We start from the raw sequence: 13,587 nt of genomic DNA, 5'->3' as shown, positions 1-13,587 counted from the left end.
ATATGTCCACGGCCCGTCTCCCAGTTCCTGCTCCCAAGCCCCAACGCGGGCGGCCACGCGATCCCGAGCGCGTGCGGCGCATCGTGGAAGCGGCGCAAAGGCACTTCAACGAGCACGGCCTGGAGCGAGCCAGTGTGGATGCCATCGCCGCGGACGCCGGTGTCTCCAAGATGACCGTGTACAGCAACTTCGGCTCCAAGGAAGGGCTGTTCCAGGCGGTCGTGCGCGACAGGACGGCGCCGGTGGTGGACGGCGTTCAGGGCACGGAGCCGCTGGACCCGAACCACCCCGAAGAGGCGCTGCTGGCGGTCGGCGCCCGATTTCTCGCGCTGGCGCGCGGCGACGCACTGGGCGCGTTGCGCGCCGTCTATGGTGTCGCAGGGGCGCAGCCTGAAGCCTGCCGTGCGTTCTACAAGGAAGGGCCGGAGCGTGCGAATGGCGAGCTGGCCGCATACCTGCGCCGTGCCCACTCGGCGGGCACGCTGAAGGTGCGAAACCCGCTGCAGGCAGCGGACCTGTTCCTGTCAATGTTTCTGGGCTCCGGGCACATCCGTGGATTGCTGAAGCTCGATCTGCCGGATGCCCGGGAGAACAGGGCCCTTCTGCGCGAGGCCGTTCGGGTCTTCATGGCGGCCTACGGCGCGTAGGCACCCACGATGCGGCCTGAGGTCGCGCTGGCTTGAGCGCGGCAGTCCGCCGGCTCGGGTGGAAGCGATGCGATACCCTGAAATCATCCGGGGGCGCTGTGACCGCAGCCGCAGATCGCCAGGCTGCTGGCGGAGCATGCGCAGATCCGGCTTCTCGGCTCCTGTCCGAGGCGCTGGAGGCGATGGCTGAGAAGGCCGGCGAAGCCGCCCTCCCGGCCGTGGCGGCGACGAAGAAGGCCGAGGTCGCGGCGAATTGCGCGCGCCGGCTGCAGCGCCAGCGCTGGCTTCCGTCGCCGCTGCGCCTGCTTGCGGCGACGAAGCGCGGCCATGAGCCGGAAGCGGAGCCCTCGCCCCTGCGTTCCCGGTGTTCGGCATGCCGAACACCGGGACGCATCTCGCGTCTCATGTCGCGGCGGTCCGAGATCCCCGGTTCGTTTCCTCTCTTCTTCGATTCTTTTCTTTTAGGGCTGATCGCCCGGCGCATCGGAACCGCTTCGTCCCATCCCCCTCACGCCACGGCGCGTGCTGGCTGGCTGCCGGCCTGTGCCTCTCGAGCGGTCGAGTGGGCTTGAAGTCCGGCGGAACGCATCTGCCATTGCACTGCCTTCGGCCGTGACATCGGCACAGGCGCTGAAAAATCCCCGCCGATCGCCGAGGCGCCTCGGCGGCCGGGGCACGGCGCCGGGCACCTTGACACGTTGGTTCGGTTGCCATCGGCGAGACAGCCTCACTGAACTGTCAGGTTCCTGCGCCAACCGCCCATCCAGGTTCGGGGCCGCCAGCGGCCCTGTCGCTCGGCGCACGCCCGCGCTCCGGGTTGGATAAGCGGTGCGGGGCCAGCCCTCGGAATCGAACTGCAGGATGCGGGAGCCTTCGTGGCGCTGCGAAGGGTGGGGTGGGCTTGCCTGTGAGCCCCAAGGCTACCCCATCGTTCTCGCGTTCAAGGCCCTGCGCGCGCTGCGCGTGCTCGGCGCGTGCCGCGCGCCTGCGGCGGCCTTGAGCGCTGCGCTGCGACGGGGTCGCGGGGGCACGCAGGCAATCCCGCCTGCGTCTTGCACAGGAGTTCATCGTCATGAACGCTACGACTTCTTCTTCCTCTTCCCTTTCATCTTCCCTTCCTGGGTCCTCGGCCGCGGAGGCCGGCGACGCCTTGACGTCGCGCGACCTGCGGGTGCTCGAGGCGCTGCGTCCGTTCCTGGGCGCTGAGGCCGAGGCGCTGTACGAGGCGCATGGGCGTTCGCTGCACCGGTTGGTCGGGGTCGCGAGGGAAGCCTCGGGAATCGGCTGGGTGCAGCTGCGCTCGGGACTGCGCCTGGCGCGAGAGCTGCTGATGGAGGACGTGCGTCCCTCGCAGGCCTTCCGTTCCGCGTACGCGGTGTCTGACTACCTGAAGCTGCACTTCGCGGGGCAGGCGCACGAGAGCTTTGCGGTGCTGTTCCTGAGCGCCCAGAACACGATGCTGGCCTTCGAGGACATGTTCCGCGGTACGCTGACGCAGACGGGCGTCTATCCACGCGAGGTGGTCAAGCGGGCGCTGCAGCTGAATGCCTCGGCGGTGATCCTGGCGCACAACCATCCGTCAGGCCATGTCGAGCCGTCCGAGGCGGACCTGGTGCTCACGCGGGTCCTGAAGGAGGCGCTGGCGCTCGTGGACGTGCAGGTGCTTGACCACTTCGTCGTGGGGAACAACCGCACCGCGTCGATGGCCGAGCGCGGCCTCGTCTGAGGCTGCACGCGGGCGCCTGGGCGCCCGCGTTTATCTTTTCCGCTTCTTTTTGCTCTTGTTCGCCTGCCGGGCGCTGCGCCGTGAGCGCAGACACGCTGATGCCGATGGCGGGCATGGGCGCCGGCGCGGACGGTCTTCGCCGACATGGAAGGTCCGGTTCAAGACGAAGGGAGACGAGCGATCAGCGCGGTGACGTAGTCGGTGCGTTTGTGCGGCACATCCACCACATCACGGCATCGGGGTGGCGGAAATAGACGATCAGGTAGGGGTACCCGGGGAAGTTTTCGGGAGCGCAGTCCGGGCCTTCCCAGTTCGGCGTCGAGACCCGGCGAGCCCGCGCCCGGATGCTGCTTGATGAGCTCGTAAGCCCTCTGCAGTTTATCTAGCAAGCCCCTCGCGGCGTTCGGTGCATGCATGGTGATCGCGTCGTAGTGGATTGCGGCGGTAATCTGCGTACCCGCACGAGGGCGGACAACGAATCGCCTGACGCCCTTCACACTCAGGTCGCTTTCTTCCTCACGCCCTTTGCCGGCCGCCTGGCCTTGCGCTGAGCACGAACTTTCGACGTGCGCGCGCCCACTGCCTCGACGTCGGTGATCTCGGCCCTCAATTCATCGAAGTGTGCCGGCGTCCACTCGACGGCAGGCCCCGATGCGAGGCCAGCAAAGATGGCCGCTCGAAATTGCTCCCGCGCGAGATCCCGCCGGCTGAGGTCAAGCATGTATTCGCTGGCGTTGCCGTAGCGACGGTCTGCGACCTGCGCATCGACAAAGGCCTTCATCTCGCCGGGTAGGGAAATGTTCATCATGGTCATGGAAGAGGCTTCAACGCGCCATGGCAGACTTTGCCATCCTCCGCTGGACAGTGCTGGGCCATCCTCTCCGCAACGGCCAACGAGACGAGGCCGCTGATTCCGATACTCCGTTTCTCACCGATGCGCGCTGACTACGCATGCCGGGCCGATCACCACTCGGCTCGGTTGTTCGGCATGCCGAACGTGCGGGCGGCGTCCGTGCCGGCGGCTGTGGGGGGAGGGGGGAGGGACCTTTGATGGCGGGGAAGGAGCGCGTGGAGCGGGTGGGGGAGCAGAGTCCTTGTGCGGTGTTGAGGGCAGGATAGACTGACGTCAGACATTGTTTACTGCAACGGCGTTGCAATGACCAAAACCTCTCGATCGAGCCGCGTGATAGCTACCCGGGTACCGCCCGAGACCAGGGCACACTTCGCCGCACTGGCGGCCAGGCATCATCTCAGTGCGTCGACCCTGCTCGCGAAAATGGTCGACGAGGTACTCAAGGTCAACGGCGAAAACTCGCTGGACCCGGGTGGACAGCGGTTCCTACACGAGTCGCAAAGCGACGTTGGCGTGGCGGATCGCATCACGCTGCGGCTTCGCAAGGGCGATCGTGTTCTGGTGACACAGCGAGCCCATTCCCGTGGGATGAAGACAGGCAGCTACCTGGCCCTGCTGATCCACAACCATGCGCGTGACGCGGCCGTGCTGCCGCCGAACGAACTCGACCAGATCAAAGTGAGCGTCGCCCAACTGGCTGCGCTGGGACGGCAGCTTCGAGCGTTCGGCATGCCGAACACTCTGCCGGAGCCGATGACACCAGACCTCGGCGAAGCCATCGCGATGGTCCGGCGGGAAATCGAGTTGGCACGCGAGGCCACAGCCGCCATCGTGCGCCGCAACCTCATCAGCTGGGAGACCGGCGAAGGGAACCGCCATGCCTAAGCAGATGATGCGCGTGGACAGAAGCGGCCACGGCTCGGCCGGAGAGTCGCGCGACATGAGCCTGGACATCGTCAGCTACGGCCGGCGAGGACCGGGCGGCAGGTTGCGCCTCGGAGCCGAGCAGATCGCGCAGATTCAGCGCACGGTGGGTCGCGCGCCCGAGGTGATGGTGAAGGTCTCTGGCGGCGGACGGGACGTTGGCGGCGTCGAGGCTCATCTGCGCTACATCGGTCGGCACGGCAAGCTTGCGTTGGAAATTGACGAGGGGCTGGCGCAGCAGGGCCGGGGTGCAGCCAAGGAGATCACGGCGGAGTGGCAGCTTGAGCTTTGCAGAAGCCAGTACAAGCCGAGGCCCGCTCCGGGGGAGAAGGACACGCGCGCAAAGCTGGTTCACAACATTGTCCTGTCCATGCCCGCCGGTACGCCGCCGGACAAGGTGCTGGCTGCGGCGCGCGTCTTCGCACGCGAGAACTTCGCGCTGCAATATCGCTACGCCATGGCGCTGCACACCGATCAGCCGCATCCGCATGTGCATCTGGTGGTCAAGTGCGAGCACGAGTTTGAGCCCGGCAAGCGCCTCTACATCCGCAAGAACACGCTGCGCCAGTGGCGCGAGCAATTCGCCGCGCTGATGCGTGAGCAGGGCGTGGCGGCCAATGCCACACCACGCCAGCTACGAGGGCAAGCACGCAAGCCCTTTCGGGACCCGATCCATCATCGGCTGCGGGCACTTCGGGCGTTCGGGCAACTCCCGCCCAGCGACCGGGCCAAGCATGGGCCGCCGAGGACCTCTACCTTCATGCGCAGCAAGTTGGACGGTATGCTCCGGGCGCTCAAGTGGGGGAGCGATCTAGAAATTGGCCAAGAGGCGATGCGCAGCACCCGGCGGGAGGTGACTGCGGATTGGCGGGCGACGGCGGAAGCACTTCGAAGACAGGGCGAAGAGAATATTGCCGCTCATGTAGATCAATTCGTAGCGGGCCTGCCGGATGTACAGACTGATGCACAGCGAATAGCTGACCAGTGGAGAGAGCAGGTGAGACACCGAGCGCCAGGACGCAACGATATCAAGCTATGGGCGCCGAAGTCCCGGTGAGATAGCGCACGACTGTGACAGTGAGATTCACGGCAGCCCCTATGTCCGCTTCAGACTGTTTGCAGACCTCCAGGCGCCCGTGTGCAAAGGGCGTTTCTCGTCACAAAGCGGCCGCTCCCAAACAGGGCTTTCACTTCGCAGATCGTCCGACAAACTCGATCAACGCCTTCAACTTCGTCGGCTGGTCATGCCGGCTCGGGTAGTACAGGTAGAAGCCCGGAAACGACGGCGAAAACCTGGTCAACACGCGCGTCAGGCGCTTGGCTTTGACCAGCGGCGCCGCCAAGGCTTCGAAGGTGTAGACCAGCCCAACGCCTTCCAGTGCGGCGTCCAAGCCGAACAGCGAGTCCGAAATGGTCAGGTTGCCTTGCACCTCGTACTCCACCGGGCGACCTTCGATCTCGAACTCCCACTTGTAGATCGTTCCTGAGCCGGAACCCCGGAAGCGCACACAGTTGTGGCGCGCGAGGTCGTTCGGGTGACGTGGCGCCGGCATCCGCTTCAGGTAGTCGGGCGATGCGACCACGGCCATCGTCACCGGCCCGCCCAGAGGGACGGCCACCATGTCCTGCTGAACGCTTTCGCCCAGGCGGATGCCGGCGTCGAACCCGCGCTCGACGATGTCGACGAAGCCCTCGTCGTTCGTCAACTCGATGTGCACCTGCGGATGCTCCCGAAAGAAGTCGGCCAGCCGATGCTGCAGCACCATGGCGATCGACACCCGGGCCGCGTTGATTCGCAGCGTGCCGGCGGGCCGGCCCTGCATCACGTTGAGTTCTTCACCCGCCTCGACGACCTGCCCCAGCGCCGGACCCACCCGCGCGAGGTAAGCCTCTCCCGCTTCGGTGAGGCTCACGCTGCGGGTCGATCTGTTCAACAAGCGAACGCCCAGCCGCGTCTCCAGGCTCCGGATGGCCTGGCTCAACGCAGAAGGCGACACCTCCAGTTCAGCGGCCGCCGAGCTGAACCCCTTGTGTTCGGCAACCTTCCAAAACGCAATCAATCCATCGAGCTGTTTAAGTTTCATCTTGAAGATTATCTTCAAGCGGCATGCGGTATTAGGGTATTTTTCTTTCGGAAGATGACTTCTACAGTCGGCGCCATCACAAGGATTTCAGATGCCCGGCCTGTTCGACAGCTTCACTCTGAAGCAAATCACCCTTCGCAATCGCATCGCTGCGTCACCGATGTGCCAGTACCAGGCCAAAGATGGCCTGGTCACCGACTGGCACCTTCCTCACTACACGGCCTTGGCACGCGGTGGCGCCGGGCTGGTGGTGGTCGAGGCCACGGCCGTGTCGCCGGAAGGCCGGATCACGCTCGGCGACCTGGGATTCTGGAGCGATGCGCACACCGCAGGCGCTGCGGCCATCGCGAAAGCGATTTCGGATGCCGGCGCCGTTGCAGGCATCCAGCTGGGCCATGCGGGCCGCAAGGCCGGCTGCACTCCGCCGTGGGAAGGCGGAGCGCCACTCGCTTCCAGTGATCCGGAAGCTTGGCAGCCCTTGGCGCCGTCCGCCGTGCCGCTGATCGCCGAACAGCCCCACGTGCCGCGGGCCATGAGCCTGGAAGACATCCATCGGGCCCAGCAGGACTTCGTCGATGCCGCCTGCCGCGCCCTGGCGGCCGGCTTCAAATGGATCGAGCTGCATTTCGCGCACGGTTTCCTTGCCCAGAGCTTCCTGTCGACGCACTCGAACCAGCGCGACGATGCCTACGGCGGGAGCCTGGAGAACCGGGCCCGTTTCCTGGTGGAAACGGTCGCTGCCGTGCGCCGCGTGTGGCCTGCGGATCTGCCGCTGACAGCGCGCCTCGGTGTCCTGGAATTCGACGGCCAAGACGATGTGAATCTGCCTGAGTCCCTTCAGGTTCTCGAATGGCTCAAGGCGGAGGGCCTGGACCTGGTGGATGTCGGCATCGGGTTCTCGACGCTCTCGCCCGTGCCATGGGCGCCGAACCTGCTGGTCGATACCGCTGCCGAAGTGGCACGGGTGACCGGTTTAAAGACGACGACCAGCTGGCTCATCACCGACGCAACAGACGCCGACCGTGCCGTGCGCGAGCACAAGGTCGATCTCGTGATGGTCGCCCGGCGGCTGCTTGACAACCCGCACTGGCCCCGACAGGCCGCGCGCGAGCTCGGAGTCGGCGATCCGGTCCTGCCCACGCCCTACGCGTACTGGCTCGAAAACTGGTCGCCCCAACCCGCGCCGATCGCCCCCGAAACCTTCAAGGAGCCTGCATGAGCACCCGCGTCCCACATCCCACATCGGCTACGACCCCGCTGTCGGCCCTGAGCCGGCGCCAACTCATCACCCGGACCGCAGTACTTGGCGTCGCGCACGCCGCCGCCGTGCCCACGGCCTGGGCCGAAACACCCCGACACGCAGGAACACACGTCATGAAGACTCGCAAACTCGCCTCACTCGAAGTCTCGGCGCTCGGCGCCGGCGCCATGAGCATCAGCGCCAACTACGGACCGCCCGCGGACAAGAACCAGGGCATCGCGGTGCTGCGCGAGGCCCATAACCGCGGCGTCACGTTCTTCGACACCGCCGAGGTCTACGGCCCGTACACCAGCGAAGAACTGGTCGGCGAGGCGCTCGCACCGTTCCGCGACAAGGTGGTCATTGCCACCAAGTTCGGTTTCAACATCGGCGGCGAGGGCCTGAACAGTCGGCCGGAGCACATCCGGACGGTCGTCGAGGCCTCCTTGAAGCGACTGCGGACCGATCGCATCGATCTGCTGTATCAGCATCGCGTCGATCCTGCGGTGCCGATCGAAGACGTTGCCGGCGCCGTCAAGGCACTGATCGCCCAAGGCAAGGTGCTGCACTTCGGGCTGTCCGAGGCCAGCGCCAGGACCATCCGCCGCGCACATGCCGTGCAGCCCGTGACGGCCGTCCAGACAGAGTATTCCGTGATGGAGCGCGATGTCGAGCGCAACGGCGTGCTGAACATTTGCGAAGAGCTCGGCATCGGCTTCGTGCCCTGGGGTCCGGTGGGCATGGGCTATCTCACGGGCACGATGAACGGCGCCACCAAGCTCGATCCGAAGACGGACTTCCGCTCGGGCTTCGATCGCTTCACCCCAGCAAACTTGGCTGCGAACCAACTGATCGTGGACGTCTTGAAGACCGTCGGCCAGCGCAGGAATGCCACACCTGCACAGGTTTCACTCGCCTGGCTGCTCGCGCAAAAAGCGTTCATCGTGCCGATTCCCGGCACACGGAATCCGGTGCACCTGCGAGAGAACCTGGCATCGATCGACCTTCAGTTGAACCCGGCCGACTTGAGAGAAATAGACAGCGCTTTCGCGCGCATGAAGCTGCAGGGTGGGCGCATGAACGCCGACCAGATGCGCATCGTCGACGCCGACGCCTGACGCGGAATCCGCACCTCGCCTCAACCCAACTCCAGGAACCCACGATGTCTTCGAATGAAAAAGTATGGCTGGTCACCGGCGCTGGCCGTGGCCTCGGAGCGGACATCGTCCGCGCGGCATTGGCGGCCGGACACAAGGTCGTCGCCACAGGCCGCGACCCCGCAAAGCTGGAGGCCGTGCTCGGCGTGCACGACAAGCTCATGACCCTGAAGCTCGACATCACCGACGCAGACGACGCGAAAGCCGCCGCCGCGGCGGCCGTTGCGCGCTTCGGCCGGATCGACGTGCTCGTGAACAACGCCGGCAACTTCTACGCAGGCTTCTTCGAAGAGCTGACCGCGGACCAGATGCGACAGCAGATCGAGACGCTGCTCTTCGGTCCCATGAACGTCACGCGCGCGGTGCTGCCGGTGATGCGACAGCACCGCGCCGGCCTCGTCCTTACGATCTCATCGACCGCAGGCATCGTCGGCGGGTCTTTCTGCACTGGCTATGCCGCGGGCAAGTTCGCCGTGGAAGGCTGGATGGAGTCGCTCGGCCCGGAGATCGAACCCTTCGGCATCCAGACGATGCTGGTCGAGCCGGGCTTCTTTCGCACCGAGTTGCTGTCGGCCGGTTCCACGACCTTTGCGAAGCCCTCGATCGACGACTACGCCGATCGCACGGCAGGAACCATCGCCTTCCTGTCCGGCCTCGACGGCAAGCAGCCGGGCGACCCGATGAAGCTCGCGAGCGCACTGGTCCAACTGGCCGGGCTCGACAAGCCGCCGCTGCGCTTCGTTGCAGGCACCGACGCGATGGAGCCCATCGCTGCCAAGGCCCGCGCGCTGCTCGCACAGATCGACACGCACCGCGCGCTGTCGGCTTCGCTGGCGACCCAAGCACAGGAGACCTGAAATGTCTGCCACTCGCCCGCTCACGCTGGAGGTCAACGGCAAGCGCCATGACCTGCGGCTGGACACCCGTACGACCTTGCTCGACGCTCTGCGCGAGCATGCCTTTCTCCCCGGCACCAAGAAGGGCTGCGACCAGGGCCAGTGCGGCGCCTGCACCGTCCATGTCGGCGGCGAGCGGGTGCTCAGCTGCCTCACCCTGGCGGCGCAGGCCGAGGGGCGCCAGATCATGACGATCGAAGGTCTCCAGACGCGTGACGGGGTGATGCACGCGGTGCAGTCGGCGTTCATGGACCACGACGCCTTCCAGTGCGGTTTTTGCACGCCGGGCCAGATCATGTCCGCCGTGGCCTGCATCCGCGAAGGTCACGCCAACTCGGACGACGAGATCCGCGAATACATGAGCGGCAACATTTGCCGCTGCGGCGCCTACCCGCACATCGTTGCCGCGGTGCGCGATGCGGCCGGCCGCGTCAAGAAGGGAGCTGTGCTGTGAGAACGTTCGACTATCTGCGCGCCGACACCGTCGCGACCGCGGGCGCTGAAGCCGCTCAACCTGAAACCCGTTTGCTTGCGGGTGGCACGACGTTGCTCGACCTCATGAAGCTCAACGTCGAGCGACCTGCGCGCGTGGTCGACATCACGCGCATCGCAGGCCTCGACGGCATCGCGGTGTCGGCCAACGCCATCCGCATCGGCGCGCTCGCCAAGATGAGCAAGGTCGCGGACCACGCCGACATCAAGACCGCCGCGCCTGCGTTGTCCGAAAGCCTCTGGCGCGCCGCCTCGGCGCAACTGCGCAACATGGCCTCCATCGGCGGCAACCTGATGCAGCGCACCCGCTGCATGTACTTCCGCGATCCGGGCGCCTACCCGAACTGCAACAAGCGCACGCCCGGTTCGGGCTGTGCCGCCATGAACGGCGTTAATCGCAATCACGCCGTGCTGGGCACCAGCGATGCCTGCATCGCCATCTATCCGGGCGATTTCGCGGTGGCGTTGGTGGCCTTCGATGCCAAGGTGATCGTCCAGGGCGCTTCTCTTCCTCGTGAGCGAAGCATTCCGGTCGACGACTTCTTTCTGCTTCCCGGCCAGACGCCGCATCTGGAAACTCGTCTGGCGCCCGGCGAGATGATCGTCGGCATTGAGGTGCCGCGTTCGGCCGCGCTGCAACGCTCGCACTACCTCAAGGTGCGCGATCGCGCGTCCTACGAGTTCGCCGCTGCCAGCGCCGCCGTTGGCCTGGCGATGGAGCCTGATGGCAAGACGATCCGCGACGTGCGCATCGCCGTGGGCGGCGTCGCCACCAAGCCCTGGCGACTGCGCGCGGTCGAAGCGGCGCTCAAGGGAAAAACCCTCGACGAAGCCACGCTGCGCGCAGCTGCTGCGGCCACTGCCGAGGGCGCGAAGTCGAGCGGGCACAACGCGTTCAAGATCGACCTGGCACCCAAGGTCGTGGCACGCGCACTCATGATGGTTGGAGGTGTGGCATGACCCGACACAACGAGCTGGAACTGAACCGCCGCGCCGTCATGAAGCTCGGCGTCGGCACCGCGGCGGTGGCCACGGCGGGCGTCGGCTTGTCGGCCCACGAAGCCGTCGCGCGCGAGGTCCCACCCTCGGGAGGCCCGGCCCTCGGCGCCGCCCTGTCGCGCGCCGACGGTCCGCTGAAGGTCGCCGGCCTGGCCCGCTACGCGATCGAGCAGAAGCTCGAAAACTTGGTCTACGGCGTCACGGTGCAGTCGACGCGACCGGCCGGGCGCATCGTCGGTATCGACACCTCGGCCGCGAAGGCGCTGCCGGGCGTGGTCGACGTGTACACGCTGCATAACCCCCTGAAGCTGAACGAGCCGACGGTCTACAGCAAGGGCGGCGGCGCCACCGAAGAGTTCACGCCCCTGCAGGACGACGTGGTGCGCTTCAACGGCATGCACATCGCGCTGGTGGTGGCGGACACGTTGGAGCAGGCCACCGAAGCGGCAAGTCTGCTCAAGATCACGTACGAAAACGCCGAACCGATCCTCGATCTGGACGATCCGAAAGCGAAGCCGCAGACTATCGCCGACATGGGTGCCGCATGGGGCGATGCGCCTGCCGCGCTCGCCGGTGCCGAGGTGAAGGTCGATGTCACCTACACCACGGCCCGCGAGTACAACGTGCCGCTGGAGCCGCATGCCTGCATCGCATCGTGGGACAACGGCAAGATCACCGTCTGGGAACCGAGCCAGTGGGTCGGCGGCGCGCGCAGCGTAGTTGCCGAGTGGCTCGGCATCGACATCGAGAACGTTCGGGTGATTTCGCCTTACGTGGGCGGCGGCTTCGGCTCCAAGATCGGCGCGCATCCGCATGTCGGCCTGGCCTGCGCGGCGTCGCGTCAGCTCGGCAGGCCCGTCAAGGTGTCGCTCACGCGGCCGCAGACCTTCACCGGCCTCGGTGGGAGACCGGCAACCAAACAGAACCTGTCGATCGGCGCCCGCAAGGACGGAAAGATCGTGTCGATCATCCACGAGAGCTGGAACGAGACGGCCATCGACGAGGTGCACGTCGAGGCCTGCAACAACGTGACCAAGATCATGTACGCGACGCCCAACTTCGCCTCGCGCCTGAACGTGGTGCCGGTGCACACCGTCATGCCAGGCTGGAAGCGTGGCCCGGGCGAGAACCCCAGCGCCTTCGCGCTCGAAAGCGCCATGGACGAGCTGGCCTACGCACTGGGCATGGACCCGATCACCCTGCGCCTGGCCAACTGGGCCGACAAGGACCCGAGCAACCAGTTTCCGTGGACGACGCGACAGTTGCGCGAAGCCTATGCTGCAGGTGCCCAGGCCATCGGCTGGTGGAACCGCAACCCGAAGCCCCGCTCGATGCGTGAAGGCCGTGAGCTGATCGGTTACGGCATGGCTGCCGGCGCGTATCCCATGATCCGAACCGCCAGCGAAGCGAAGATCGTCTTCCACGCCGACGGACGGATCGAAGTGCTCAGCGCCGGCACCGACATCGGCACCGGGACGTACACGATCCTGGCGCAGACAGCCGCCGATGTGCTGGGCGTGCCGGTTGCGAGCGTCGTGGTTCGGCTGGGCGACACCGTCCTTCCGCGCTCGGCACTGGCTGGCGGCTCGCAGCAGGCAAACAACCTTGCGAGCGCCGTCGCCAAGGCCGCACGAAACGCGATCGACGCGCTGCGCGCTTTGGCGGCCAGCGATCCCAAGTCACCTTTGGCAACGTCGAAGCCGGCGGATCTCAGCTTCAAGCGCGGCATCCTTCGCCTCGCCCGCCGCCCGACCGGCGGCATCAGCATCGCGAACCTGCTCAAGGCCGTCGGCAAGAGCAACCTCGAAGTCGATGGCAACACCTTCGCCGCCGATGCGACTGAAGCGACCAAAAATGCAGCCGACCGCAGCTTCGCGCAATTGAAGGGCGCGGTCGAGGGCGGCCTCTCGGCCCACAGCTGGTGCGCGCAATTCGTGGAAGTGCGTGTCGACGAAGACTTCGGCACGGTCCGGGTCAAGCGCATGGTCGCCGCGTTCGACAGCGGACGCATCTTCAATCCCAAGCTTGCCGAAAGCCAGTGGATCGGCGGCATGGTGATGGGCCTTGGGCAGACGCTGCTCGAAGAAGGCCAGATCGACCGGCGCGATGGCCGCACCGTGAACGCCAACTTTGCGGACTACGCAGTGCCTGTGAATGCCGACGTGCCGGAGATGCGGGTGATCTCCGTGGGCATCCCCGATCTGCAAGCCACTGCGCTCGGCGGCAAGGGCGTCGGTGAGATTGGTGTGGTGGGCGTGGCTCCAGCCATCGGCAACGCCGTGTTCCACGCAACCGGCAAACGTATCCGCAGTCTGCCGATCACGCTGGAGAAAATCAACGCGACGTGAGCGTGAGGCCTTCGACGACTGCTTCCGGCCATCGAGCAGACCATCGCGCCGGCAGCCTGACCGACAGCAATCGCTGCAAAGTCGACATTGGTCGGGAAAGTTCATTGCGCGATTCGGCGACGAGGACGCTGGCCTAGTTCGCATTTTTTCGACAATGATCGGCGGCCTCAAGGCTGCAGGGCCACAGGTCTGATGGCCATGCTGCGGCTCGTTGGTGATCA

Annotated in this window: 13 protein-coding genes; 11 read left to right on the top strand and 2 right to left on the bottom strand. The window is 66.0% G+C overall.

Translation table 11 applies throughout. From position 1 onward, the window contains the following. Window positions 1–71: 71 nt before the first annotated feature. The 3 genes from RT97_RS05890 (at window position 72) to radC (ending at window position 2,373) form a co-directional block, all read left to right on the top strand. The gene (locus RT97_RS05890) at window positions 72–647 is read left to right on the top strand and encodes a TetR/AcrR family transcriptional regulator (RefSeq protein WP_253278148.1); all 576 of its coding nucleotides are present in this window, start codon (window positions 72–74) and stop codon (window positions 645–647) included. Window positions 648–829: 182 nt separating this feature from the next. Continuing rightward, window positions 830–1,219: a hypothetical protein gene (locus tag RT97_RS33035; RefSeq protein WP_155403739.1), complete on the top strand. Its 390-nt coding sequence runs from the start codon at window positions 830–832 to the stop codon at window positions 1,217–1,219. A 500-nt stretch (window positions 1,220–1,719) separates the two neighbouring features. Next, window positions 1,720–2,373, top strand: coding sequence for a RadC family protein (radC, locus tag RT97_RS05885; protein WP_080898189.1), 654 nt, complete (start codon window positions 1,720–1,722; stop codon window positions 2,371–2,373). Between the two features lie 499 nt (window positions 2,374–2,872). On the opposite strand, the gene RT97_RS05880 is transcribed toward radC, so the two are convergent. Then, the gene (locus RT97_RS05880) at window positions 2,873–3,187 is read right to left on the bottom strand and encodes a ribbon-helix-helix domain-containing protein (protein WP_216595158.1); all 315 of its coding nucleotides are present in this window, start codon (window positions 3,185–3,187) and stop codon (window positions 2,873–2,875) included. A gap of 342 nt (window positions 3,188–3,529) precedes the next feature. On the opposite strand from RT97_RS05880, the gene RT97_RS33720 reads away from it, so the two are divergent. Then, entirely contained in the window at window positions 3,530–4,111 is a 582-nt protein-coding gene (locus RT97_RS33720; RefSeq protein ID WP_253278147.1) for a hypothetical protein, read from the top strand. A 7-nt stretch (window positions 4,112–4,118) separates the two neighbouring features. Next, the gene (locus tag RT97_RS05870) at window positions 4,119–5,207 is read left to right on the top strand and encodes a relaxase/mobilization nuclease domain-containing protein (RefSeq protein WP_042577922.1); all 1,089 of its coding nucleotides are present in this window, start codon (window positions 4,119–4,121) and stop codon (window positions 5,205–5,207) included. A gap of 130 nt (window positions 5,208–5,337) precedes the next feature. Here the strand turns inward: RT97_RS05870 and RT97_RS05865 are convergent, their stop codons facing one another. Then, the gene (locus RT97_RS05865) at window positions 5,338–6,234 is read right to left on the bottom strand and encodes a LysR family transcriptional regulator (protein WP_042577921.1); all 897 of its coding nucleotides are present in this window, start codon (window positions 6,232–6,234) and stop codon (window positions 5,338–5,340) included. Window positions 6,235–6,325: 91 nt separating this feature from the next. Here RT97_RS05865 and RT97_RS05860 point away from each other — a divergent pair, with 91 nt between their 5' ends. The 6 genes from RT97_RS05860 to RT97_RS05835 all read left to right on the top strand — a co-directional run bounded on the left by RT97_RS05860 (window position 6,326) and on the right by RT97_RS05835 (window position 13,366). Continuing rightward, window positions 6,326–7,453, top strand: a complete 1,128-nt coding sequence (locus tag RT97_RS05860) for an NADH:flavin oxidoreductase/NADH oxidase (protein WP_042577811.1) — start codon at window positions 6,326–6,328, stop codon at window positions 7,451–7,453. Window positions 7,454–7,608: 155 nt separating this feature from the next. Further along, on the top strand, window positions 7,609–8,592 hold the full coding sequence (locus RT97_RS05855; RefSeq protein WP_042577810.1) for an aldo/keto reductase: 984 nt from the start codon (window positions 7,609–7,611) through the stop codon (window positions 8,590–8,592). 44 nt (window positions 8,593–8,636) lie between these two features. Then, window positions 8,637–9,488, top strand: a complete 852-nt coding sequence (locus RT97_RS05850; RefSeq protein ID WP_042577809.1) for an SDR family oxidoreductase — start codon at window positions 8,637–8,639, stop codon at window positions 9,486–9,488. 1 nt (window position 9,489) lies between these two features. Beyond that, complete coding sequence (locus tag RT97_RS05845) at window positions 9,490–9,981, top strand: (2Fe-2S)-binding protein (RefSeq protein WP_042577808.1); 492 nt, start codon at window positions 9,490–9,492, stop codon at window positions 9,979–9,981. Next, window positions 9,978–10,979, top strand: coding sequence for an FAD binding domain-containing protein (locus RT97_RS05840; protein WP_042577807.1), 1,002 nt, complete (start codon window positions 9,978–9,980; stop codon window positions 10,977–10,979). The genes RT97_RS05845 and RT97_RS05840 overlap by 4 nt, the downstream gene beginning before the upstream one ends. Next, window positions 10,976–13,366, top strand: a complete 2,391-nt coding sequence (locus RT97_RS05835; RefSeq protein ID WP_052810570.1) for a xanthine dehydrogenase family protein molybdopterin-binding subunit — start codon at window positions 10,976–10,978, stop codon at window positions 13,364–13,366. Before RT97_RS05840 ends, RT97_RS05835 begins: the two co-directional genes overlap by 4 nt. Window positions 13,367–13,587: the final 221 nt, after the last annotated feature.

This window comes from Variovorax paradoxus, from assembly GCF_000834655.1.
Taxonomy (GTDB): Bacteria; Pseudomonadota; Gammaproteobacteria; order Burkholderiales; family Burkholderiaceae_C; genus Variovorax; species Variovorax paradoxus_F.
This window is presented reverse-complemented; position numbering and strand designations above follow the sequence as displayed.

Bases quoted from the DNA above. Each gene is read 5' to 3' on its own strand.
- RT97_RS33035 (WP_155403739.1), top strand. From the start codon at position 830: ATGGCTGAGAAGGCCGGCGAAGCCGCCCTCCCGGCCGTGGCGGCGACG.
- radC (WP_080898189.1), top strand. From the start codon at position 1,720: ATGAACGCTACGACTTCTTCTTCCTCTTCCCTTTCATCTTCCCTTCCT.
- RT97_RS05880 (WP_216595158.1), bottom strand. From the start codon at position 3,187: ATGACCATGATGAACATTTCCCTACCCGGCGAGATGAAGGCCTTTGTC.
- RT97_RS33720 (WP_253278147.1), top strand. From the start codon at position 3,530: ATGACCAAAACCTCTCGATCGAGCCGCGTGATAGCTACCCGGGTACCG.
- RT97_RS05870 (WP_042577922.1), top strand. From the start codon at position 4,119: ATGCGCGTGGACAGAAGCGGCCACGGCTCGGCCGGAGAGTCGCGCGAC.
- RT97_RS05865 (WP_042577921.1), bottom strand. From the start codon at position 6,234: ATGAAACTTAAACAGCTCGATGGATTGATTGCGTTTTGGAAGGTTGCC.
- RT97_RS05860 (WP_042577811.1), top strand. From the start codon at position 6,326: ATGCCCGGCCTGTTCGACAGCTTCACTCTGAAGCAAATCACCCTTCGC.
- RT97_RS05855 (WP_042577810.1), top strand. From the start codon at position 7,609: ATGAAGACTCGCAAACTCGCCTCACTCGAAGTCTCGGCGCTCGGCGCC.
- RT97_RS05850 (WP_042577809.1), top strand. From the start codon at position 8,637: ATGTCTTCGAATGAAAAAGTATGGCTGGTCACCGGCGCTGGCCGTGGC.
- RT97_RS05845 (WP_042577808.1), top strand. From the start codon at position 9,490: ATGTCTGCCACTCGCCCGCTCACGCTGGAGGTCAACGGCAAGCGCCAT.
- RT97_RS05835 (WP_052810570.1), top strand. From the start codon at position 10,976: ATGACCCGACACAACGAGCTGGAACTGAACCGCCGCGCCGTCATGAAG.